The 22,378-nt window shown below is 71.5% G+C and carries 18 protein-coding genes and 5 tRNA genes; 11 read left to right on the top strand and 12 right to left on the bottom strand.

Annotation, left to right across the window (positions count from 1 at the left end):
• Positions 1-20: 20 nt before the first annotated feature.
• The 5 genes from AB0F01_RS13085 to AB0F01_RS13065 form a co-directional block, all read right to left on the bottom strand.
• Positions 21-836 carry an ABC transporter permease gene (locus tag AB0F01_RS13085; protein WP_362093698.1) on the bottom strand — a complete coding sequence of 272 codons (816 nt, stop codon included), beginning with the start codon at positions 834-836 and terminating at the stop codon, positions 21-23.
• A complete protein-coding gene (locus tag AB0F01_RS13080; protein ID WP_362094371.1) occupies positions 833-1,852 on the bottom strand; it encodes an ABC transporter ATP-binding protein in 1,020 nt (339 codons plus the stop codon). The genes AB0F01_RS13085 and AB0F01_RS13080 overlap by 4 nt, the downstream gene beginning before the upstream one ends.
• A 275-nt stretch (positions 1,853-2,127) precedes the next feature.
• Positions 2,128-2,200: transfer RNA gene (locus tag AB0F01_RS13075), tRNA-Gly, on the bottom strand.
• A 78-nt stretch (positions 2,201-2,278) separates the two neighbouring features.
• Positions 2,279-2,350: transfer RNA gene (locus AB0F01_RS13070), tRNA-Gly, on the bottom strand.
• A 245-nt stretch (positions 2,351-2,595) separates the two neighbouring features.
• Complete coding sequence (locus AB0F01_RS13065; protein WP_362093695.1) at positions 2,596-2,913, bottom strand: Lsr2 family protein; 318 nt, start codon at positions 2,911-2,913, stop codon at positions 2,596-2,598.
• Between the two features lie 364 nt (positions 2,914-3,277).
• Here AB0F01_RS13065 and purS point away from each other — a divergent pair, with 364 nt between their 5' ends.
• The 9 genes from purS to purM all read left to right on the top strand — a co-directional run bounded on the left by purS (position 3,278) and on the right by purM (position 12,694).
• Positions 3,278-3,541, top strand: coding sequence for a phosphoribosylformylglycinamidine synthase subunit PurS (gene purS, locus AB0F01_RS13060; RefSeq protein ID WP_362093692.1), 264 nt, complete (start codon positions 3,278-3,280; stop codon positions 3,539-3,541).
• Positions 3,538-4,218, top strand: a complete 681-nt coding sequence (gene purQ / locus AB0F01_RS13055; RefSeq protein ID WP_362093690.1) for a phosphoribosylformylglycinamidine synthase subunit PurQ — start codon at positions 3,538-3,540, stop codon at positions 4,216-4,218. Before purS ends, purQ begins: the two co-directional genes overlap by 4 nt.
• Complete coding sequence (gene purL / locus AB0F01_RS13050; protein WP_362093688.1) at positions 4,215-6,473, top strand: phosphoribosylformylglycinamidine synthase subunit PurL; 2,259 nt, start codon at positions 4,215-4,217, stop codon at positions 6,471-6,473. Before purQ ends, purL begins: the two co-directional genes overlap by 4 nt.
• Before the next feature lie 238 nt (positions 6,474-6,711).
• Complete coding sequence (locus tag AB0F01_RS13045; protein WP_362093685.1) at positions 6,712-7,218, top strand: winged helix-turn-helix domain-containing protein; 507 nt, start codon at positions 6,712-6,714, stop codon at positions 7,216-7,218.
• A gap of 80 nt (positions 7,219-7,298) precedes the next feature.
• Positions 7,299-8,135 carry a M23 family metallopeptidase gene (locus AB0F01_RS13040; RefSeq protein ID WP_362093682.1) on the top strand — a complete coding sequence of 279 codons (837 nt, stop codon included), beginning with the start codon at positions 7,299-7,301 and terminating at the stop codon, positions 8,133-8,135.
• A 179-nt stretch (positions 8,136-8,314) separates the two neighbouring features.
• On the top strand, positions 8,315-9,112 hold the full coding sequence (locus AB0F01_RS13035; protein WP_362093681.1) for a sterol carrier family protein: 798 nt from the start codon (positions 8,315-8,317) through the stop codon (positions 9,110-9,112).
• 94 nt (positions 9,113-9,206) lie between these two features.
• Positions 9,207-9,992: an META domain-containing protein gene (locus AB0F01_RS13030; RefSeq protein WP_362093679.1), complete on the top strand. Its 786-nt coding sequence runs from the start codon at positions 9,207-9,209 to the stop codon at positions 9,990-9,992.
• Positions 9,993-10,054: 62 nt separating this feature from the next.
• Entirely contained in the window at positions 10,055-11,581 is a 1,527-nt protein-coding gene (gene purF / locus AB0F01_RS13025) for an amidophosphoribosyltransferase (protein WP_362093676.1), read from the top strand.
• Between the two features lie 33 nt (positions 11,582-11,614).
• On the top strand, positions 11,615-12,694 hold the full coding sequence (purM, locus tag AB0F01_RS13020; RefSeq protein ID WP_362093674.1) for a phosphoribosylformylglycinamidine cyclo-ligase: 1,080 nt from the start codon (positions 11,615-11,617) through the stop codon (positions 12,692-12,694).
• A gap of 108 nt (positions 12,695-12,802) precedes the next feature.
• Here purM and AB0F01_RS13015 read toward each other — a convergent pair whose 3' ends face one another.
• Positions 12,803-13,054: a DUF3073 domain-containing protein gene (locus tag AB0F01_RS13015; protein WP_362093672.1), complete on the bottom strand. Its 252-nt coding sequence runs from the start codon at positions 13,052-13,054 to the stop codon at positions 12,803-12,805.
• Between the two features lie 321 nt (positions 13,055-13,375).
• Complete coding sequence (locus AB0F01_RS13010) at positions 13,376-14,464, bottom strand: Glu/Leu/Phe/Val dehydrogenase dimerization domain-containing protein (protein WP_362093669.1); 1,089 nt, start codon at positions 14,462-14,464, stop codon at positions 13,376-13,378.
• A gap of 247 nt (positions 14,465-14,711) precedes the next feature.
• On the opposite strand from AB0F01_RS13010, the gene AB0F01_RS13005 reads away from it, so the two are divergent.
• Both AB0F01_RS13005 and bldC read left to right on the top strand, forming a co-directional pair.
• Positions 14,712-15,554, top strand: coding sequence for a hypothetical protein (locus tag AB0F01_RS13005; protein WP_362093667.1), 843 nt, complete (start codon positions 14,712-14,714; stop codon positions 15,552-15,554).
• 549 nt (positions 15,555-16,103) lie between these two features.
• On the top strand, positions 16,104-16,310 hold the full coding sequence (gene bldC / locus AB0F01_RS13000; protein WP_003949541.1) for a developmental transcriptional regulator BldC: 207 nt from the start codon (positions 16,104-16,106) through the stop codon (positions 16,308-16,310).
• A 530-nt stretch (positions 16,311-16,840) separates the two neighbouring features.
• On the opposite strand, the gene AB0F01_RS12995 is transcribed toward bldC, so the two are convergent.
• The 5 genes from AB0F01_RS12995 to AB0F01_RS12975 form a co-directional block, all read right to left on the bottom strand.
• Positions 16,841-17,083: a DUF6274 family protein gene (locus AB0F01_RS12995; protein ID WP_362093664.1), complete on the bottom strand. Its 243-nt coding sequence runs from the start codon at positions 17,081-17,083 to the stop codon at positions 16,841-16,843.
• A gap of 842 nt (positions 17,084-17,925) precedes the next feature.
• Positions 17,926-18,000: transfer RNA gene (locus AB0F01_RS12990), tRNA-Asp, on the bottom strand.
• Between the two features lie 92 nt (positions 18,001-18,092).
• The gene (gene hrpA, locus AB0F01_RS12985) at positions 18,093-22,070 is read right to left on the bottom strand and encodes an ATP-dependent RNA helicase HrpA (protein ID WP_362093661.1); all 3,978 of its coding nucleotides are present in this window, start codon (positions 22,068-22,070) and stop codon (positions 18,093-18,095) included.
• A 116-nt stretch (positions 22,071-22,186) separates the two neighbouring features.
• Positions 22,187-22,260, bottom strand: a tRNA-Phe gene (locus AB0F01_RS12980).
• 24 nt (positions 22,261-22,284) lie between these two features.
• A tRNA-Asp gene (locus tag AB0F01_RS12975) sits at positions 22,285-22,359 on the bottom strand.
• Between the last annotated feature and the right edge of the window lie 19 nt (positions 22,360-22,378).

Raw genomic sequence — 22,378 nt, 5'->3', positions numbered from 1 at the left:
CCGTCGCTTCGCGCCGTCGCTCAGCGCCGGGGCTCCCAGCGGAACCACCGTCGTACAGCAAACACCGACAGGGCGGTCCAGGCCACCGCCAGTCCCAGGGCGGACAGAGTGTCGGAGGCCGACAGGTCGCCGCTCCAGCCGCCCCGGAGCAGCGTGACGACCGGGGTCAGCGGCAGCAGCTCGCAGAAGGCGGCGATGCGGTCGGGCAGCACCTCCAGGGGCACGGTCATCCCGGAGCCGAGCATCGACACGATGAGCATCGGCATCGGCGTGACCTGGGCGCTCTCGGTGGTCCGGGTGAAACTGGCGGTCACCGCGCCGAGGGCGACGCAGATCACCACACCGAACAGCAGCCCGGCGACGATCAGGTGCGGCGCGGACGGCGCGGACATGTCGAGCAGCAGCGCGCAGCCGGTCATCAGCAGCAGGCTCTGCACGAGTCCCGTGGCGGTGGCGGGCAGGGCGGACCCGGCGAGGATCTCGGCGTCCCGCAGTTCCCCGGTGCGCAGCCGCTTGAGGACGAGCTCCTCGCGCCGGGTGACGAAGATGCCGACGAGCGCGGAGTAGACCGCGAACAGCAGGGCGAAGCCGATCGCGGCGGGGAGCACGACGGTGCCCAGGGTCAGCCCGGCGCCCTCGAGGTCCATCTCGTCGGCGGCCTGGGCCACGCTGACGGGCAGCACCAGGGGCACGAACAGGGCGGCGAACAGCGTGCCCTTGCTCCGCCCGTACATGGTCAGCTCGGCGCGGGCGAGGGCGGCCATCCGGCTCGCGGGGGTGGTGGCGGGCCGCCGGGCGGCGGTCGGCCGGGTGACGGTCGGCTGGGCGCCGCTCATGCCACGGTCTCCTTCGTCGTGTCCGTACCGGAGGTCTGCGGACCGGAGGGCTGCGCCCCGCCGGTCAGGGCCCCGGAGGTGGGCGATCCGGCGGACGCCTCCTTGGCGATGCCGAGGAACGCCTCCTCCAGGGACGCCGACCGCACGTCCAGGCGGCGCAGTTCGACGCCGGTCCGGTCGGCCCACACCAGCAGGGCGGTGGCGGCGCGCTGGAGTTCCCGGGTGCGCAGCCGGACCGTCCGGCCGTCGGTCTCGTGCTCGCTCACGCCGAGTTCCGCGAGCGGCGGCAGGTCGCCGACGAAGTAGCCGTCGGGCAGGTCGAAGGAGATCCGGGACGGCTGGGCGGCGGTCACCTCGGCCGGGGTGCCGGCGGCGGCGATGCGTCCCTGGTGCAGGATGGCGAGCCGGTCGGCGAGGCTCTCCGCCTCCTCCAGGTAGTGCGTGGTGAGGAGCACGGTGGTGCCCTGGTCGCGCAGGGCGCGCACCAACTCCCAGGTGGCCTGGCGGCCTTCGGCGTCCAGGCCGGTGGTGGGCTCGTCCAGGAAGAGCACCTCGGGGTCACCGAGCAGGGCGAGCGCGAGGTCCAGGCGGCGCCGTTCGCCGCCGGACAGCTGCTTGACGCGCACGCCCGTCTTGCTCTGCAGGCCGACCGTGGCCAGCGCCTCGTCCACGGGGCGCGCGCCGCTGACGCAGCCCGCCCACATCCGCGCGGTCTCGGCGACGGTCAGTTCCGAGGGGAAGCCGCCCTCCTGCAGCATCACGCCGGTGCGGGGACGGACGACGGCCCGCTCGGTGTAGGGATCGTGTCCGAGGATCCGGATGCGGCCGTCGGCCGGGGCGGCGAGCCCTTCCAGCAGTTCGACGGTGGAGGTCTTGCCGGCACCGTTGGTGCCCAGCAGGGCGAAGACCTCCCCGCGGCGCACGGAGAAGTCGATCCCGCGCACCGCCTCGAACCCGTCCCCGTACACCCGTCGCAACCCTGTGACCTCGATCACGTGGTCGTGCTCGTGCTCCATACCTGAACCTGACATGCCCCCATCCTCACTGTCCGGTCGGGCACATGACAGTGCGGGGTGTCACGGGCCGGCATGACAAATGTCAGACGGCGCGCACGACGAGGACGGGACGGGAGTCCTGCCGGAGCCGGAGGGCGGGCGGCAGGCCCGGGCGGCGGAGGGTGCCGGCCGTCCGGGCCACGGCGCACGCGCAGGCGCCACCGGACACGAGAACAGCACATGAGAACGACACACGAGAAGACCCCGGTCCCTGAGGGGCCGGGGTCTTCTTCCCGAGCGGACGACGAGGTTCGAACTCGCGACCTCAACCTTGGCAAGGTTGCGCTCTACCAACTGAGCTACGTCCGCATGGCTCCCGACCAGCTTTCACCGGTCGGTGCGAACACCAGCCTACCTGATCCACAAGGGCACTCGGTGGCGGTGCAGAGCGGGTGACAGGAATTGCACACTGCGCCTTCCCCCTGGAAGGGGGATGTTCTACTACTGAACTACACCCGCATGTACTCCGTGAGCCGGGCTTTTCGGCCCTGCCCTTCGGCGTGCTCCAGACTCTAGCTGATCACCAGGGGTGCTGCGCAAGTCGGTTGACGCGGACCCCCGCTGACCGGCCGTCGGAGCGGGCGGGCGGGGCGGCCCGGTGCCCCGACGGGGTGACGGCGGCGCCGCCTCCGGCGGCCGGTGCGCCGACGGTCCCCGCGGGGCGGGCGGGCCGCCCGGGGTGCGTGGGGCGGAGCCGCCCGTGGTCAGCGGGCGGCGGCGAACGCCTCGTAGACCCGCTTGGGGATGCGGCCGCGGGCCGGGACCTCCATGCGGTGCGCCTGCGCCCAGGCCCGCACGGCCGCCGGGTCCGGAGCGACCTCGGTCTGCCGGTACGCCCTGCCGGAGCGGGACCGCTTGCGGCCGGCCTCGACGTAGGGGGCGAGCGCCCTGCGCAGTTCGCCGGCATGGGCTTCGTTCAGGTCGATCTCGTACGACGTGCCGTCCAGGCCGAAGGCGATCGTCTCCGCCGCTTCCGAGCCGTCGATGTCGTCAAAGAGAGTGACCACGACCTTCTGCGCCACGAATATCGGTCCCTTCGTGCGACACCTCGGGTGACGCCTGTCGGTGACATCACCGATGACGTGCCGGGACGTCACCTGGATGTCGGCTGTCGGCCCTGTAATAGGGCAAAGCATCCGCTGATGACAATTCATTTGTACAGTGCCGGGCAATGCAATGGGAAGCCCGACTAAATCTGCCCGCGTGTCCGGTGCGCAATAGCGCGGCATGCGAGAGCGGAGATCTTTCCCGGATCTTTTCCCGGACGTCTCCCCGTGATGCCGAATCGTGATCGGGGTCACGTAGATTCCTCCAACTCTACTCGCGTAGAAATTTTGTACGGGTAGTCTGAAGGAACCTGCTCAGCACCACACACCGGGAGTGCCAGTGGCACGCGTCGTAGTCGACGTCATGCTCAAGCCGGAGATCCTCGACCCCCAGGGCCAGGCGGTGCAGCGCGCACTGCCGCGTCTGGGATTCGACGGGATCTCGGACGTCCGTCAGGGAAAGCGATTCGAACTGGAAGTTGACGGGCCGGTCGACGAGGCCGCGCTCGCCCGCATCCGCGATCTTGCGGAATCCTTCCTCGCCAACACCGTCATCGAGGACTTCACCGTCCGTGTCGAGGAAGTCGCGGAGGCCGTGAAGTGACCGCTCGTATTGGCGTCGTCACTTTCCCGGGCAGTCTCGACGACCGGGACAGCGAGCGCGCGATCCGCCTCGCCGGTGCCGAACCGGTGTCGCTCTGGCACAAGGACAAGGACCTCAAGCAGGTCGACGCCGTGGTGCTGTGCGGTGGTTTCTCCTACGGCGACTACCTGCGGGCCGGGGCCATCGCCCGGTTCTCGCCGGTCATGGACAGCGTTATCGAGCAGGCGAAGGCGGGCCTGCCCGTCCTCGGCATCTGCAACGGCTTCCAGATCCTCACCGAGGCCCACCTGCTGCCCGGCGGCATGCTCGGCAACAACCACCGGCACTTCATCTGCCGCGACCAGAAGCTGCGGGTGGAGAACGCGGGGACCGCCTGGACCGCCGACTACACGGCCGGCCAGGAGATCCACATCCCGCTGAAGAACATGGACGGCCGCTACGTGGCCGACCGGCGGACGCTGGACGAGCTGGAGGCCGAGGGCCGGGTCGTCTTCCGCTACCTCGACTTCAACCCCAACGGCTCGCTCAACGACATCGCCGGCATCTCCAACGCCGCGGGCAACGTCGTCGGCCTGATGCCGCACCCCGAACACGCCGTCGAGCCGCTGATCGGCACGGGCCGCACCGACGGCCTGCCGTTCTTCACGTCGATCCTCAAGAAGCTGGTCAACGCATGAGCCGGACGCCTCTGGACACGGTCGAACACGCGGCCGCGACCCCCGACGTCGAGCTGCCCTGGGCCGAACTCGGCCTGAAGAAGGACGAGTTCGAACGGATCGTCGAGATCCTCGGCCGCCGCCCGACCGGGGCGGAGCTGGCCATGTACTCGGTGATGTGGTCCGAGCACTGCTCGTACAAGAGCAGCAAGGTCCACCTGCGCCAGTTCGGCGAGAAGGCCCCCGAGTCCGACGCCATGCTGGTCGGCATCGGCGAGAACGCCGGCGTCGTCGACGTCGGCCAGGGCTACGCGGTCACCTTCAAGGTCGAGTCGCACAACCACCCCTCCTACGTCGAGCCCTACCAGGGTGCGGCCACCGGTGTCGGCGGCATCGTCCGCGACATCATCGCCATGGGCGCCCGCCCGGTCGCCGTCGTGGACCCGCTGCGCTTCGGCGCCGCGGACCACCCGGACACCAAGCGCGTGCTGCCCGGCGTGGTGGCCGGCATCGGCGGCTACGGCAACTGCCTGGGTCTGCCCAACATCGGCGGCGAGGTCGTCTTCGACGCCTGCTACCAGGGCAACCCGCTGGTCAACGCCGGCGCGATCGGCGTCATGCGGCACGAGGACATCCACCTCGCCAAGGCGTCCGGCGCGGGCAACAAGGTCATCCTCTACGGCGCCCGCACCGGCGGCGACGGCATCGGCGGCGCCTCGATCCTCGCCTCCGAGACATTCGACGACGCGAAGCCGTCGAAGCGGCCCGCCGTCCAGGTCGGCGACCCCTTCCAGGAGAAGCTCCTCATCGAGTGCACCCTGGAGGCGTTCCAGGAGAAGCTGGTCGTCGGCATCCAGGATCTCGGCGCGGCCGGCCTGTCCTGCGCCACCTCCGAACTGGCCTCCAACGGCTCCGGCGGCATGCGCGTCACCCTCGACGACGTCCCGTTGCGCGACTCGACGCTCTCCCCCGAGGAGATCCTGATGAGCGAGTCGCAGGAGCGCATGTGCGCGGTCGTGGAGCCCGACAAGGTCGACCGGTTCCTGGAGATCTGCGAGAAGTGGGACGTCATCGCCACCGTCATCGGTGAGGTGACCGACGGCGACCGCCTGGAGATCTACTGGCACGGCGGCAAGATCGTCGACGTCGACCCGCGCACCGTCGCCCACGACGGCCCGGTCTACGAGCGCCCCTACGCCCGCCCCGAGTGGCAGGACGCGCTCCAGGCCGACGACGCCAACAAGCTGCCCCGCCCGGAGACCGGCGAGGAGCTGAAGGACCAGGTCCTGAAGCTGGTCGGCTCGCCGAACCAGGCGTCGAAGCAGTGGATCACCCAGCAGTACGACCACTTCGTGCAGGGCAACACGGTGCTGGCCATGCCGGAGGACTCCGGCATGATCCGGGTCGACGAGAAGACCGGGCTCGGTGTCGCCATCGCCACCGACGGCAACGGCCGGTACGCCAAGCTGGACCCCTACACGGGCGCCCAGCTGGCCCTCGCCGAGGCCTACCGCAACGTGGCGACCACCGGCGCCAAGCCGCTCGCCGTCTCCGACTGCCTGAACTTCGGCTCGCCGGAGGACCCGGCGGTCATGTGGCAGTTCGCCGAGGCCGTGCGCGGTCTGGCGGACGGCTGCCGGCAGCTCGGCACCCCGGTGACCGGCGGCAACGTCTCGCTCTACAACCAGACCGGCGAGGCCGCCATCCACCCGACCCCGGTGGTCGCGGTCCTCGGCGTCATCGACGACGTGGCCCGCCGCACCCCGGCCGCCTTCCGCGAGGAGGGTCAGCTGATCCACCTCCTCGGCGACACCCGCGAGGAGTTCGGCGGCTCGGCCTGGTCCCAGGTCGTCCACGACCACCTCGGCGGTCTGCCCCCGGCGGTCGACCTGGAGCGGGAGCGCCTGCTCGCCGAGATCCTGATCTCCGCCTCGCGCGACGGCATGATCGACGCCGCGCACGACCTGTCCGACGGCGGTCTGATCCAGGCGGTCGTGGAGTCGGCGCTGCTCGGCGGGAAGGGTGCGCGTCTGATCGTCCCGGACGGCCTGGACGCCTTCACCTTCCTGTTCTCCGAGTCGGCCGGCCGCGCGATCGTCGCCGTCCCGCGCTCGGAGGAGCTGCGCTTCACCGACATGTGCGGCGCCCGCGGCCTGCCCACCACCCGCATCGGTGTCGTCGACGGCGACACGGTGGAGGTGCAGGGCCAGTTCACGCTGACCCTGGCCGAGCTCCGCGAGATCCACGAGGCGACGATCCCCGCGCTGCTCGCGTAGGGTCCGCCGCCTCACGAAGCCCCCGCCCGGTCCGCCGGGCGGGGGCTTCGCGCGTTCCCGTGCACCGGTGCCGACCGCGCGGGCTTCGCGCGTCCCCGTGGGGCGGGGCGGCCGGGCGCTGTGGTCGGGGGCTTCGGGCGTCCTCGGGCGGGGGCCGGTGCCGGCCGCGCGGCGGGCCGGAAGGGTTCGGGCCGCTCGACCTCTTGCACGTAATTACGTAGTTCCGTAATCTCTGGGTGTGGAACTCGAAGAGCGGGTCACCGACCTCGAACGAAGGCTGGCCGCGCTGGAGAACGCGCAGGCGCGGCGCACCGCGCCCCGCATCGGCGACGACGACTTCTGGGCCCTGCAGGGGTTCAAGGAGCAGCTCGCCGGGCTGGGCGCGACCGACGGCGGGGTGCTGTTCACCGGGGCGGTCCGGCTGCCCACCGGGAAGCAGTACGAGTGGCAGCACGGGGCCCTCACCGCCGGGCTCCTGGACGCCGACTGGCAGGAGGCCGCCGAGGCGTTCGCCGCGCTCGGACACCCCGTGCGGCTGCGGTTGCTACGGGAGATCACCGGTGGCCGCCGCACCGCGGCCGAGCTGGCCGAACTGGACGGGGTCGGCACCACCGGCCAGATCTACCACCACCTGCGCCAGCTCACGGCCGCCGGCTGGCTGCACACCACCGGCCGCGGACGCCACGAGGTCCCGCCGGGCCGGGTCGTGCCGCTGCTGGTGGCACTGTCGGCGGCCCGTCCCTGACGCCCGCGATTCCCCACCACCGCGCTTCCCCGACGACCGCGCTTCCCTGACCACCGCACCGACGAGGACACGGGGGACCCATGTCCGCACGCAAGATCGCCATGACGGCCTTCCGGGGCCTGCAGCTGAGCTGCGTCGCCCTGGTGACCGCCCACATCTGCCTCGGCTGGGACCACCCGGTGTGGTGGAACCTCCTCCCGCTCGCCCTGGCCTACGTCCTGATCACCGTGGTCAACCGCTGGGGCGGTACACCCGACGCCCCCGGCACCGCCCGGCCGCCCGTCGAGGTCGCCCCGCCGGTGACCGGCCGCTGGTCCGCGCTGAACAGCCCGGCCGACCGCACGCCGAGCCACGGGATCCACGCCTACGGCCAGACCTACGCCATCGACCTCCTCGCCGAACCGGAGCCGGGCTCCCGCCCCGGCTTCTCGGCGCTGTGGCCGCTCACCCGCCGCCCCGAGGAGTACCCGGCGTACGGCGCCCCGCTGCTCGCGGTGGCCGACGCCACGGTCGTACGGGCCGACGACGGTCAGCGCGACCACCGCAGCCGCAGCTCCGTGCCCGCGCTGCTGTACCTGATGCTGGCCGAGGGCTCGGTGCGCGAGATGACGGGCGTCCGCCGGATCCTGGGCAACCACCTCGTGCTGGACCTCGGGGACGGCACCTACGCCGCCTACGCCCACGTGCGGCGCGGCTCCTTCACGGTCCGCGAGGGCGACACCGTGCGCGCCGGCCAGGTGGTCGCCCGGTGCGGCAACTCCGGCAACTCCACCGAGCCCCACCTGCACTTCCAGCTCATGGACGGCCCCGACCCGGACACCGCGCGCGGGGTCCCGTTCCGCTGGCACGGCCTCGGCGTCCCGCGCAACGGCGAGGTGTTCGACGCCCCGGCCACCGCTCCGGCCGGGTCCGCCTGACGCCGCCTCCGGCAGGCCGTCGGGGCAGGGCGGGCCACCGGACCGGACCGCCGGGGCGCGGCGCTGCCGGGCCGGGCGACGCCGGGACGCAGTGGGCCGGTGGGCGGGACGCCGGGACCCGGCCCTTCGGGAGGCACCGCCGGGGCCCGCCCCCTCCCGCCCCGCATAGGCTTCTCGCCATGCCACCGGCCAAGAAGCGCGCCCGTTCCTACGACCCCGTCAGGACCCGCACCGCGGTGCTGGCCCAGTTCGCCGCCGTGCGCTCCGCGGTCCGCGGCCTGACCCCGGAGCAGCTCGCCGGGCCCACCCGGCTCGGCGACTGGACCGTACGGGAGCTGATCGCGCACATCGGTGCGGCCCTGTCCGCCGTGGACCGGCTGCTGGCCGAGCCCGAACCCGCGCGGCAGGACGGGCAGCTGCTCGACTGGCCCTCCGCGATCGTCGCCGACGCGGACGCCATCGCCGCGACCGCCCGTGCGGTGGCCGCCGGGCACCCGGACCTGGACGCCCACCTCGCCGACGTCGAGGAACGCTTCACCGCCCACCTGGACACGCACCCCGGGACCCGGCTCCTGCCCACCTCCGCCGGGGCGCTGCCGCTGGCGGACTACCTGGTCACCCGCACCGTGGAACTCGTCGTCCACACCGACGACCTGAACGCCGCCGTGCCGGGCCTGGACATCTCCCACGACCGGCGGGCCGTGGCCACCGCCACCCGTCTGCTGGCCGACGCCCTCGCCGCGAAGGCCCCCGGCGGGTCGACGGAGGTGCGGATCCCGCCCCATGCGGTGGTGCAGTGCGTGGCGGGTCCCCGGCACACCCGGGGGACGCCGCCGAACGTCGTGGAGACCGACCCCCTGACCTGGCTCCGACTGGCCACCGGGCGGACCGGCTGGCCGGAGGCCGTCGCGGCCGGAGCCGTCCGGGCGAGCGGGGAGCGCGCCGACCTGGCGCCCTACCTGCCGTTGACCGGGTGAGCCCGGCGCCGTCCCCGTCGCCGGCCGGGTGAGCCGGGGCAGGGGGGAACGGGGGCAGGGGGAACCGGCCGTTCCCCGGCTCCGTCGAACGGACATGGACGCACCGAGGCGCCGGCACCGAGCGCTCACGACGGCCGCCGTCGCCGTGCTCCTCCCGTTCGCCGCGGCCTGCGGCGGCGAACAGGCGGGCCCGGGCGGCAGCGACAGCGTGCGGGCCGCGCCGCCGCTGACCGGCGTGCGCTGGAGCGTGGACAGCGTGACGGAGGGCGGCCGCACCCTGCGCGCGCCCGCCGACGCCCACCTGACGGTCGAGGAGGGCGGCCGGGCCGAGGGCAGCTACGGGTGCAACCGGTTCCGGGGCGACGCCGGCTTCGAGGGGGACCGGATCCGGTTGCGGACCGAGTCCACCGCGCAGGCGTGCCCCGAGCCGCTGAGGGAGTTCGAGCGCCGTCTCGGCGCCGTGCTGGAGCGGGGCCCGCTCGGCATACGCGTCCGTGGTGACCAGCTGACCCTCACCACGGAGGACGGCACGTCCGTCCGGCTCAGCCGGGCCGGGCACGCACCGCTGCACGGCACGAAGTGGAGCCTCGCGCTCCCCGGCGCCGACGGCCGGGCCCACCTCACCTTCGACCGGGAGGAGGGCACCGTCTCCGGCAGCGCGGGGTGCAACCACGTGAGCGCCGACGCCACGGTGCGCGACGGCCATATCACCCTCGGCGCCCCGTCCACGACCCGAATGATGTGCGAAGGCTCACTCATGGACGTCGAGGAGCGGGTGCTGAGGCTCTTCGACGGCCGCGCCGCCTACCGGATCGAGTACCGGAACCTCACGCTGACCAGCGACGACGGCGTCGAGGTGCCGGCCTTCGCCACCGGGTGACCCACCGCACGTCCAGGATCCCCAATTCGGACCAGTGGTCGACCTCGCCTACACTCGGTTCCGTGCCACGTGGTGACGGACGACTCAACCACGACCTGCTCCCCGGAGAGAAGGGCCCCCAGGACGCCTGCGGCGTCTTCGGTGTCTGGGCTCCGGGCGAAGAGGTCGCCAAGCTCACGTACTTCGGGCTCTACGCCCTCCAGCATCGGGGCCAGGAATCCGCGGGAATCGCGGTCAGCAACGGCTCCCAGATCCTCGTCTTCAAGGACATGGGCCTGGTCTCCCAGGTCTTCGACGAGACCTCCCTCGGCTCCCTCCAGGGCCACATCGCGGTCGGACACGCCCGCTACTCGACCACCGGTGCCTCGGTGTGGGAGAACGCCCAGCCGACCTTCCGCGCCACCGCGCACGGATCGATCGCGCTCGGCCACAACGGCAACCTGGTCAACACGGCGGAGCTCGCCGAGCTGGTCGCGGAGCTGCCCAAGGAGAACGGCCGCGCCCCCAAGGTGGCGGCCACCAACGACACCGACCTGATCACCGCCCTGTTGGCGGGCCAGCGCGCCGCCGACGGCGAGCCGGTGACCGTGGAGCAGGCGGCGCACGTCGTCCTCCCGCAGGTCAAGGGCGCCTTCAGCCTCGTCTTCATGGACGAGGGCACCCTCTACGCGGCCCGCGACCCGCAGGGCATCCGACCGCTGGTGCTCGGCCGGCTGGAGCGCGGCTGGGTGGTGGCCTCCGAGTCCGCCGCCCTGGACATCTGCGGCGCCAGCTACGTCCGGGAGATCGAGCCGGGCGAGTTCGTCGCCATCGACGAGAACGGCCTCCGCAGTTCGCGATTCGCTGACGCAAAGCCGAAGGGCTGTGTCTTCGAGTACGTGTACCTGGCCCGCCCGGACACCGACATCGCCGGCCGGAACGTCTATCTGTCGCGCGTCGAGATGGGCCGCCGCCTGGCCGCCGAGGCACCCGCCGAGGCCGACCTGGTGATACCGACCCCGGAGTCCGGCACCCCGGCCGCCATCGGCTACGCGGAGGCGTCGGGCATCCCGTTCGGCGCCGGACTGGTGAAGAACGCCTACGTCGGACGGACGTTCATCCAGCCGTCGCAGACGATCCGGCAGCTCGGCATTCGCTTGAAGCTGAATCCGCTCAAGGAAGTGATCAAGGGCAAGCGGCTGGTCGTGGTCGACGACTCGATCGTCCGCGGCAACACCCAGCGCGCCCTGGTCCGCATGCTCCGCGAGGCCGGCGCGGCCGAGGTCCACATCCGGATCTCCTCGCCGCCCGTGAAGTGGCCCTGCTTCTTCGGCATCGACTTCGCCACCCGCGCCGAGCTCATCGCCAACGGCATGACGATCGACGAGATCGGCACCTCCCTGGGCGCCGACTCCCTGGCGTACATCTCCATCGACGGCATGATCGAGGCGACCACCATCGCCAAGCCGAACCTGTGCCGTGCCTGCTTCGACGGCGAGTACCCGATGGACCTGCCCGACCCGGAGCTCCTCGGCAAGCAGCTGCTGGAGACGGAGCTGGCCGCCGGTACGGCCGCCCCGGCCGCGGTCGACGCGATCCGCCGCCCGTAAGCCCTGCCGTACGACACGAAAGCTCTCACCTCCATGTCCGAGACATCCCTTGCCGGGGGCGGCGCTAGTTACGCGGCCGCAGGCGTCGACATCGAAGCCGGCGACCGCGCGGTCGACCTGATGAAGGAGTGGGTGAAGAAGGCCCAGCGCCCCGAGGTCCTCGGCGGCCTCGGCGGTTTCGCCGGCCTCTTCGACGCCTCCGCCCTCAAGCGGTTCGACCGCCCCCTGCTGGCCTCCGCCACCGACGGTGTGGGCACCAAGGTCGACATCGCCCGCCGGATGGGCGTCTACGACACCATCGGCCACGACCTGGTCGCCATGGTGATGGACGACATCGTGGTGTGCGGCGCCGAGCCGCTGTTCATGACCGACTACATCTGCGTCGGCAAGGTCCACCCCGAGCGGGTCGCCGCGATCGTCAAGGGCATCGCCGAGGGCTGCGTGCTTGCCGGCTGCGCCCTGGTCGGCGGCGAGACCGCCGAGCACCCGGGCCTGCTGGGCGAGGACGACTTCGACGTCGCCGGGGCCGGCACGGGCGTGGTGGAGGCCGACCGGATGCTCGGCGCCGACCGCATCCGTTCGGGTGACGCGGTGATCGCCATGGCCGCCTCCGGACTCCACTCCAACGGGTACTCCCTGGTCCGGCACGTGCTGCTGAACCAGGCCGGCCTGGCCCTGGAGAGCCGGATCGAGGAGTTCGGCCGCACCCTCGGCGAGGAACTGCTGGAGCCGACCAAGATCTACTCGCTGGACTGCCTGGCGCTGCTGCGCACCACCGAGGTGCACGCCTTCAGCCACGTCACCGGCGGCGGGCTCGCGGCCAACCTGGCCCGGGTCGTGCCGGACGGGCTGCACGCGGTGGTCGACCGTTCGACCTGGACGCCCGGCCCGGTGTTCGACCTGGTCGGCCGGACCGGATCGGTCGAGCGCCTGGAACTGGAGAAGACGCTGAACATGGGCGTCGGCATGATCGCGATCGTGCCCCAGGAGTCCACCGAGGTGGCCCTGGCGACACTGGGCGACCGCGGCGTGGACGCCTGGGTCGCCGGCGAGATCACCGAACGGGGCGACCGCCCGACGGGCGCCGCCCTGGTGAGTGACTACGCGACCTGAGCACCCGGGCGGGCTGCCCGCACGGACGGTGCGGGCAGCCCGAACCCGGGTAGCACAGAAGCCGGCCGGTGACTTCCGTCACCGACCGGTCTGCTGCTCAGTGCAAGGTCAAGCGCCGCGACGTTGCTGCGAGGACTGGCCGTCCTCGTCCTGCGCGTCGTCCTCATAGAGGTCGGCGTACCGTGCGTACAGGTCGTCGTCATGCTCATCGGCCTCGAAGTGATCACCGTTGGTCGGTGATGTGTTCGATGTCGATGCGCCCAGCTCCTCGGCCAGGCGTGTGAGGTCAGTCCCACCGCTGTTGTACTTCAGCTGGCGGGCGACCTTCGTCTGCTTGGCCTTGGCCCGGCCGCGCCCCATGGCTCGACCCCCTCAACGACGGGGCTCGACGGCCCCAGAGTCTTGACACGCGTTCATGGTCCGGAACGGACTCTCCTCGGAGAGACCGGTCCGTAGTGGCTTCCACGGTACCTGAGCCCGCGCCCATCCGGTACGTCGCCCGCATGACGTGCCCGTGCCCAGGACCTCCGAGGGCCCTCGTCCTCGCTGGTCAAACGCGATTTTAGCCACTTATCGGCGCTCGACCCGCCGGGAGAAGTGAGAGTTCTCTCGAAGTGCGTCCCGGCGGGTACCGGTCAGACGTGCGAGACGGGTGCGGACGGCCGCCCCGCACGTCCCGCCTCACCGTCCCGCGCGTGCCTCCGCCATCCGCTGCTCGGCGATCCGGTCGGCCGCCGCGGCCGGCGGAATGCCGTCCGACTTCGCACGTGCGAATATCGCGAGCGTGGTGTCGAAGATCTTCGACGCCTTCTCCTTGCACCGGTCGAAGTCGAAGCCGTGGAGCTCGTCGGCGACCTGGATGACCCCGCCCGCGTTCACCACGTAGTCCGGCGCGTAGAGGATCCCGCGGTCGGCGAGGTCCTTCTCCACGCCCGGGTGGGCGAGCTGGTTGTTGGCCGCGCCGCAGACCACCTTGGCGGTCAGGACGGGCACGGTGTCGTCGTCCAGCGCGCCGCCGAGCGCGCACGGGGCGTAGATGTCCAGGCCCTCGGTCCGGATCAGCTCCGCCGTGTCGGCCACGGCGGTGACGCCCTGCGGGTGCCGGTCCAGGACCCGGCGCACCGCGTCCTCGCGCACGTCCGTGATCACGACCTCGGCGCCCTCCGCGCGCAGGTGCTCCACCAGGTGGTGACCGACCTTGCCGACGCCGGCGACCCCGACCTTGCGGTCCCGCAGCGAGGGGTCGCCCCACAGGTGCTGGGCCGAGGCCCGCATGCCCTGGTAGACGCCGAAGGAGGTGAGCACGGAGGAGTCGCCCGCGCCGCCGTTCTCGGGGGAGCGCCCGGTCGTCCAGCGGCACTCCCGCGCGACGACGTCCATGTCCGACACGTAGGTGCCGACGTCGCACGCGGTGACGTACCGGCCGCCCAGCGAGGCCACGAACCGGCCGTAGGCCAGCAGCAGTTCCTCGCTCTTCAGCTGCTCCGGGTCGCCGATGATCACGGCCTTGCCGCCGCCGTGTTCGAGCCCGGCCATGGCGTTCTTGTACGACATCCCGCGCGCGAGGTTCAGCGCGTCGGCGACGGCCTCCGCCTCGGAGGCGTACGGGTAGAAGCGCGTACCGCCCAGGGCGGGGCCCAGGGCGGTGGAGTGGATGGCGATGACGGCCTTGAGGCCGCTGGCACGGTCCTGACAGAGCACGACTTGCTCATGACCCCCCTGGTCCGAACGGAACAGGGTGTGCAGGACGCCGTCAGATACGTCGGTCACGGTGGTGACTCCTGAGTAAGTAGCGGCGGGTGGGACGGGACTCCCTGGGGTCCCCCCTTGCTTGTGGCAGCGGGGAGGCGGCGGGGGTCGTGAGCATGAGGTTAGAGCCTGTCGGGCGGTTCGGCGGCACCGTGGCGGGGATCACCTCCGACCGGAGTACCGCCGTGCGACGATTTGCCGGGTTTCCCGGCTGCGGAGGTGTCGTGTCCGAAGGTTTTCGACGCAGTGCGCGGGGGAGGGACCAGGCGTGCCCAAGGTGACCTCGGTGATCGTCCCCTACGCGACCTACCTGCGCGTCTACGAACCGCTGGCCGCCTTCCCGGAGCCGGAACGCGGCCACTGGACCCGCTACGCCCGCCGCCCCGACCGCCCCTCCTGCCAGGACGAGCTGCGCCGGGCGCTGACCGACCTCGTCCCGACGCCCCCGGTGCCGGTTCCCGTTCACGAGAGCGACGACGCGTTCGTGCTCGAGGAGGACGGCGAGATCCGGGTCTGCCCGTGGCGCACCCGGCTGCGCGGCTGGCAGGCCCTGGGCGAACTCGCCGAGGACTTCCCGCTGCCGGTCCTGGACGCCCTGCTGCCCCCGGTGGTCCGCCACCAGGCGGTGCGCGACTACGAGCGCTGGCTCACCGAGCACCCGGACGCCCGGCCCTGGATCCGCACGGCGACCTGGCAGGTGCCGATCAACTGGTTCGTGCTGGTCTCCGACGAGGAGCGCGAGTACACCAAGGGCACGGCCGACGAGGCACCGGTACTGCGCTACCGGACGCCGATGGTGGAGGCCCGGCGCCGGGTCGCCCGGGGACTGCGGGCGCTGAAGGACGCCGTGGACGAGGGGCCGCTGATCGACGGGCTGGTCGACATCGGGCGCTGGCTGGAGGAGTTCCACCCCCGCTCGCTGGTCGAGCTGGACTACGGCGGACTGGTGCACGCCCTGCCGGCGGGGACGCTGGAGGCGGACCACTCGGCGGCGGACGTGGCCGAGGGCATCGCGGCGCTCCGCCGCGGCGACGGGGAGCGGGCCGGGGCCGCGTACGCGCGGCTGGTGGAGCGGTGGCGGTCGGTGCGCGATCTGCGGTCCGCGAACTGACGTTTGACCTGACGCCCGTCTTGGTGTTCTGTCATCGCCCTGAGGTGACGCGTCGTCGGTCCGGTGGACTCCGACGCGGATCCGACAACGGACGTAGAGGCCGATCCGGGCGTACATCCCAAGCGTGTCAAGCGTGACGGACCGCACGTACGGGACCCTTGCGCCGGTTGCCCACCCTCATGCCAAAATAGGACAAGGAGTCCGGGGAGGACTCCTCCGTCCTGCTGTGCTCCATCATGGGCGGATTCTCAGCATTGCACGCTTTGGGGGGTCTGGTGACTCCTGATCGTCCTGTGACTGATCGTCACAGCGGCGTGACTGTCCGCTATGGCATGGTCCATCGGCTTCCGCGGCTGATGAACACCTGGGAGGGCAATTCCATCGGTTTGGCCGACGCGGCTGGACAGATGGTGTAGTTGTAGTGCCGAGGACAAGCCGTTCGTCCTATAACCGACTCGACTCGCGTCCGCCATTTCGGGCAACGCGGGTCAAGGTGCAGAATTTAAAGGAAAGAACCGAGAAGGTTCGGTTCTCCCGAGGAGGCCGCTCATGACCGCTCGCACCCCTGATGCCGAGCCGCTGCTGACCCCGGCTGAGGTCGCCACCATGTTCCGCGTCGACCCCAAGACGGTCACGCGCTGGGCGAAGGCCGGCAAGCTCACGTCGATCCGCACGCTCGGCGGGCACCGCCGCTACCGCGAAGCCGAGGTCCGCGCCCTGCTCGCGGGCATTCCGCAGCAGCGCAGCGAGGCCTGAACAACTGATTGACCTGGGCAAACCGGCTGGTCCCCAAACCCGCCGAAGCGCCCGGAACCACAGCTCCAAGCGACGCGGGGACTGCCCCAACAGTCCCCTCGCCCAAGCCCTCCAGGGCTTCCCAGGCAACTGAACACGGGTGCGTCGTCGATCGCGCTGGACTCCCGCCGGGTCCAGCGCGATCTTTTTTGTGCGCTCCCGCGCGGGTGTGTGCGGAGCGGGGGCGGAGCCCAACCGGCCCTCGCGGGGCGGTTCGTGGGCTCGGCGGCCGAGGTGGCCGCCGGGTGGAGGGGCGGGGGTGCGGGCCCCGCCGCAGGGCTCTCCGGGTGCCGGTGAGGCCCTCCGGGGCGCGGGTGCGCCCGGCCCTCCGGTGACGGAGCGGAGTCATGACTCCCGTGCTCCGGGTAGTGCAATTGCACATATTAAATCGACCCGTTGTAGGGCGAGGGTAAGTGCCACACTTCCCAAAACTCATACGGTGACACCCGTCACATACCGACTGGCTTGTCGGGCCGCTGGCATATGCGCTATCAGGGCCGGGTCTTGGGCTCGGTGGGCGCCAACTCGGCCTCGGCAGAGGCGGAACGGTCCGCCTCCGGTTCAGTCGTCGCCGCGTGCGCCGGAGGGCCGGCGGAGCGGGGTGCGGAGTCCATCGCCAGCCGCAGCAGGCGATGACAGATCGGGCAGTGGCGGGTGACGTGCCGGTACCCCGACGCGGCCGACAGGTGCGCGCGGAGCAGCGCCCGCGTCTCGTGCCTCGCCGAAGCCGCCATGCGCCACCTCCAGAGGGCCGCACGGAAAGCGGTCCCTGCCTTCTGGACTACCGAGCGGAAGAGGTCCCGTCAAGACGCCCAGAGGGCCGTACGCGGGCGCCACGGGGCCGGGTGGCCGGTCGGGCGGCGGTCGGTGGGCCTGGGGGCGCCCAGGGTGGTGTCACGTCGGACGTGGCAGCGGGAGCGAGGGGTGGTGAAGGGGGAGCGTAGGGCGGTCTAGCCGTGCTCGGCGGCGCTTCTGACGGGGCGTGGGGTGGGAAGGGCGGGAGAGGGGCGGGGGAGGGGTGGAGGGGGTGGAGAAAGGCGGGGAGTTGCCTCCGTGCCCCGGGTGCCCTGCGTGCGGAGGCGACCGGGCCGGGAGGCGTCGGGGTGCTGAGTGCGCGGTGCGCGGTGCGCGGTGCACGGTGTGTGTGGAGTGTGCGGAGTGAGGAGTTCCGGGCCGGCAGGGTCACGGCGTGCGGGATCGCCGGCGTTCGGGATCGCCGGGCGCTGACGTCGGCACCGGTGCTGGAGGGGCGGTGTGGGGTGTGGGGTGCGGCGGCCACGGCGACGCCGACCGGCGGTGGCCGCGGGGGTACTCGCACCGGCCGGATGCGGGCCACGGTGGTCCCGCACGGGCGCCCTCCCGGTGCCGGACTCGGGCCGGACGCGGGCCGGACCCGGCCGAACGCGGCTGCGGGCGATGGGCGCGGGAGGCGCGGAAGGCGCGGGAGATGGGCGGACAGCGCCGGCGCCCCAAGCCGAAGGACGGTCCGGCCGAGGAGCGGTCAAGCCGAGGGACGGTCCGGGGCGGACACGCGGAAGGCCCGCGTCCCTCACGGGCGCGGGCCTTCTCGGTGATGCGGTCCTGACGGGATTTGAACCCGCGGCCTCCACCTTGACAGGGTGGCGAGCACTCCAAACTGCTCCACAGGACCAGGTGTGCGGCGCGTTCACCTCTCTGCGCTGCGAAAAGAGACTGTACAGGAGGGTGGCCGCCTGGTCGAACTCACCCTGGGTGGCCGCATCGTCACGGTGCCAGCGCGTCGATCGCCTTGATGATCCGCTTGTCCGAGACGGGGTGCGCGGTGCCCAGCGCGTGCGCGAAGTAGCTGACCCGCAGCTCCTCGATCATCCACCGGACGTCCCGCACCTGCTGCGGAACCGGGCGGCCCTGGGGCATCTGCTCCAGCAGCCACGCGTACTCGTCCTGCATCTCCCGGACCTTCTCCATACGGGTGGTGTCCCGCTGGACGTTGGCCGGCATCTGCTGGAGACGCCGGTCGGCGGCCACCAGATAGCGCATCAGGTCCGGCAGCCTGCGCAGGCCGGCGGACGTCACGAAGCCCGGCCGCACCAACGCGTCCAACTGCTCCCGCACGTCCCGCAGGTTCGCCAGGAGCGCCGGGCTGCGGACCGACTTCAGCCGTCGCTCGCACGCCTGCCAGGCGGCCAGCACCTGCTGCACCTGCCCCACCGCCCGGACGGTGGTGTCCACGATCTCGGCGCGCACCCGGTCGAACAGCTTGCGGTAGGACTCCTCGTCCCACACCGGCCCGCCGAAGTCGGCGATCAGCCGGTCCGCCGCCGCCATGGCGCAGTCGTCGAACAGCGCCTGCATCGAACCGTGCGGATTCGCGGACAGCGCCAGCTTCTGCTGGTTCGTCAGCTTTTCGGATGCGAACTTCGCGGGGTTGACCGGGATGTTGCGCAGGATGAGGCGGCGGGTGCCCTTCCACATCGCCTCCTGCTGCTCGGCCTCGGTGTCGAACAGCCGCACCGACACGGTGTCGCCGTCGTCCACCAGCGCCGGGTATGCCTTGACCGGCTGGCCGGCCCGGCGGGTCTCGAAGACCCGGGTGAGCGTGCCGAGGGTCCAGTCGGTCAGCCCCGAGCGTTCCAGGGACTCGCCGCCGCTGCGTTCGGCGGTGGCCGCGGCGGCGCGGCTCAGCGCCTTGCGGGCGCGCGGCTTGAGCCGCAGGCGCAGCGCCTCCAGGTCCTTGTCCTCGGCGAGCGTCCGGCGCCGTTCGTCGACGATCCGGAAGGTGATCCGCAGGTGGTCGGGGACCCGCGACCAGTCGAAGTCCTCGGCGTCGAAGGGGACGCCCACCATGCGCTTCAGCTCGCGGGCCATCGTCACGGTCAGCGGTTCCTGGAGCGGGACCGCCCGCTCCAGGAACGCCTTGGCGTAGTTGGGCGCCGGGACGTAGTGCCGGCGCACCGGCTTGGGCAGGGAGCGGATCAGCTCCGTGACGACCTGTTCGCGCAGGCCGGGGATCTGCCAGTCGAAGCCCTCGTCGGTGACCTGGTTCAGCACCTGGAGCGGGATGTGCACGGTCACGCCGTCGGCGTCGGCGCCGGGCTCGAACTGGTACGTCACCCGGAACTTCAGCGGACCCTGCCGCCAGGTGTCCGGGTAGTCGGCCTTGGTGACGGCCTCCGCCGACTCCCGGATGAGCATCTCCCGCTCGAAGTCCAGGTAGTCGGGCTGTTCGTGCCGCTTGTGCTTCCACCAGGAGTCGAAGTGGGCGCCGGAGACGACGTGTTCGGGGACCCGCTGCTCGTAGAAGTCGAAGAGGGTCTCGTCGTCGACCAGGATGTCCCGCCGGCGGGCCCGGTGCTCCAGTTCCTCGACCTCGGTCAGCAGCCGGCGGTTGTCGGCGAAGAACTTGTGGTGCGTGCGCCAGTCGCCCTCCACCAGGGCGTGGCGGATGAACAGCTCGCGGGAGGCCTCCGGGTCGATCCGGCCGTAGTTCACCTTGCGGTGCGCCACGATCGGCACCCCGTACAGGGTGACCTTCTCGTAGGCCATCACCGCCGCCTGGTCCTTCTCCCAGTGCGGCTCGCTGTAGGTGCGCTTGAGCAGGTGCTCCGCGAGCGGCTCCACCCACTCCGGCTCGATCTTCGCGTTGACCCGCGCCCACAGCCGGGACGTCTCGACCAGCTCCGCCGACATCACGAACCGCGGCGGCTTCTTGAACAGGGCGGAGCCCGGGAAGATCGCGAACTTGGCGTTGCGGGCGCCGATGTACTCGCCGCGCCCGCCGTCCTTGCGGCCGGCCGGGGCGGAGTCCTTGGACTCCTTGACGTCCTTCATGCCGATGTGGGACAGCAGCCCCGCCAGCAGCGAGACGTGGATCCGGTCGGCGGGGGCGTCCTGGTCGTTGAGGTGGATGCCCATCTGCTTGGCGACCGTGCGCAGCTGGGTGTAGATGTCCTGCCACTCGCGGATGCGCAGGAAGTTGAGGTACTCCTGCTTGCACATGCGGCGGAACGAGGAGGAGCCCCGTTCCTTCTGCTGCTCGCGCACGTAGCGCCACAGGTTCAGGTAGGCGAGGAAGTCGCTGGTCTCGTCGCGGAAGCGGGCGTGCTGCTGGTCGGCCTGGGTCTGCTTGTCGGCCGGGCGTTCGCGCGGGTCCTGGATGGACAGGGCGGCGGCGATGACCATGACCTCGCGGACGCAGCCGTTGCGGTCGGCCTCCAGCACCATGCGGGCCAACCGCGGGTCCACCGGCAGCTGGGCCAGCTTGCGGCCGGTCTGCGTGAGCCGCTTGCGCGGGTCCTTCTGCGACGCGTCCAGCGCGCCCAGTTCCTGGAGCAGCTGCACGCCGTCGCGGATGTTGCGGTGGTCGGGCGGGTCGATGAAGGGGAACTTCTCGATGTCGCCGAGTCCGGCCGCGGTCATCTGCAGGATGACCGAGGCCAGGTTGGTGCGGAGGATCTCCGCGTCCGTGAACTCCGGACGGGACAGGAAGTCGTCCTCGCTGTACAGCCGGATGCAGATGCCGTCGGAGGTCCGGCCGCACCGGCCCTTGCGCTGGTTGGCGCTGGCCTGCGAGACGGGCTCGATGGGCAGCCGCTGCACCTTGGTGCGGTGGCTGTAGCGGGAGATGCGGGCGAAGCCCGGGTCGATGACGTACTTGATGCCCGGCACGGTCAGGGAGGTCTCGGCCACGTTGGTGGCCAGAACGATCCTGCGGCCGCTGTGCTGCTGGAACACGCGGTGCTGCTCGGCATGGGAGAGCCGCGCGTACAGCGGCAGCACCTCGGTCGACCGGTACCGCTTCTTCGTCAGCGCGTCGGCGGTGTCGCGGATCTCGCGCTCGCCGGACAGGAAGACCAGGATGTCCCCGGGCCCCTCGGCCATCAGCTCCTCGACCGCGTCCGTGATCGCGGTGATCTGGTCGCGGTCCGCGTCCTCGGAGTCCTCCTCCAGCAGCGGGCGGTAGCGCACCTCCACCGGGTAGGTCCGGCCGCTGACCTCGATGATCGGGGCGTCGCCGAAGTGCCGGGAGAAGCGTTCCGGGTCGATGGTCGCCGAGGTGATGACGACCTTGAGGTCCGGACGCTTCGGCAGCAGCTGGGCGAGGTAGCCGAGCAGGAAGTCGATGTTCAGGGACCGCTCGTGCGCCTCGTCGATGATGATCGTGTCGTAGGCGCGCAGCTCGCGGTCGGTCTGGATCTCCGCGAGCAGGATGCCGTCGGTCATCAGCTTGATGAAGGTGGCGTCGGGGTTCACCTGGTCGGTGAAGCGGACCTTCCAGCCGACGGTCTCCCCGAGCGGGGAGTCGAGCTCGTCGGCCACCCGCTCGGCCACCGTGCGGGCCGCGATCCGCCGGGGCTGGGTGTGCCCGATCATGCCCCGTACGCCGCGGCCCAGTTCCAGGCAGATCTTCGGGATCTGCGTGGTCTTCCCGGACCCCGTCTCGCCCGCGACGATCACCACCTGGTGATCGCGGATCGCCTCGGCGATCTCGTCCTTCTTCTGGCTGACCGGCAGCTGCTCCGGATACCGCACCTCGGGCACGCGCGAGCGGCGCGTGGCCATGCGCTCCTCGGCCCCGGTGACCTCCGTCTCGATCTCCGCGAGCACGGCGGCACGGGCCTCGGGCTTGCGGATCTTGCGGGCGCCCTCCAGCCGCCGGCCGAGCCGGTGCGCGTCGCGCAGCGACAGGTCGGCGAGGCGGGAGGCGAGGGAACCGAGAGCGGGGGCAGGGTGCGTAGACATACGGATTCCAGGATCTCATCCCGCGGAAATACGCGGCCAACGGTTTTGCCGGGGAGCCGGGCCGCAGGACCCGGGGGACGCAACAAGGCCCCGATCGGTGATCGGGGCCTTTGCTGTGGCTGGGGCCGGGGTCGAACCGGCGACCTTCCGCTTTTCAGGCGGACGCTCGTACCAACTGAGCTACCCAGCCGCGATGTTTCACGTGAAACACCAGCGGTCCTGACGGGATTTGAACCCGCGGCCTCCACCTTGACAGGGTGGCGAGCACTCCAAACTGCTCCACAGGACCAAGCGTGTCGTACGACAGT

Source organism: Streptomyces sp. NPDC029526, assembly GCF_040637405.1.
In the GTDB taxonomy this organism is placed as follows: Bacteria; Actinomycetota; Actinomycetes; order Streptomycetales; family Streptomycetaceae; genus Streptomyces.
This window is presented reverse-complemented; position numbering and strand designations above follow the sequence as displayed.

Excerpts from the sequence above, each read along its gene's own strand:
- AB0F01_RS13085 (WP_362093698.1), bottom strand. The coding sequence starts at position 836 with ATGAGCGGCGCCCAGCCGACCGTCACCCGGCCGACCGCCGCCCGGCGG.
- AB0F01_RS13080 (WP_362094371.1), bottom strand. The coding sequence starts at position 1,852 with ATGGAGCACGAGCACGACCACGTGATCGAGGTCACAGGGTTGCGACGG.
- purL (WP_362093688.1), top strand. The coding sequence starts at position 4,215 with ATGAGCCGGACGCCTCTGGACACGGTCGAACACGCGGCCGCGACCCCC.
- AB0F01_RS13040 (WP_362093682.1), top strand. The coding sequence starts at position 7,299 with ATGTCCGCACGCAAGATCGCCATGACGGCCTTCCGGGGCCTGCAGCTG.
- AB0F01_RS13035 (WP_362093681.1), top strand. The coding sequence starts at position 8,315 with ATGCCACCGGCCAAGAAGCGCGCCCGTTCCTACGACCCCGTCAGGACC.
- AB0F01_RS13030 (WP_362093679.1), top strand. The coding sequence starts at position 9,207 with ATGGACGCACCGAGGCGCCGGCACCGAGCGCTCACGACGGCCGCCGTC.
- purM (WP_362093674.1), top strand. The coding sequence starts at position 11,615 with ATGTCCGAGACATCCCTTGCCGGGGGCGGCGCTAGTTACGCGGCCGCA.
- AB0F01_RS13015 (WP_362093672.1), bottom strand. The coding sequence starts at position 13,054 with ATGGGGCGCGGCCGGGCCAAGGCCAAGCAGACGAAGGTCGCCCGCCAG.
- bldC (WP_003949541.1), top strand. The coding sequence starts at position 16,104 with ATGACCGCTCGCACCCCTGATGCCGAGCCGCTGCTGACCCCGGCTGAG.
- AB0F01_RS12995 (WP_362093664.1), bottom strand. The coding sequence starts at position 17,083 with ATGGCGGCTTCGGCGAGGCACGAGACGCGGGCGCTGCTCCGCGCGCAC.
- hrpA (WP_362093661.1), bottom strand. The coding sequence starts at position 22,070 with ATGTCTACGCACCCTGCCCCCGCTCTCGGTTCCCTCGCCTCCCGCCTC.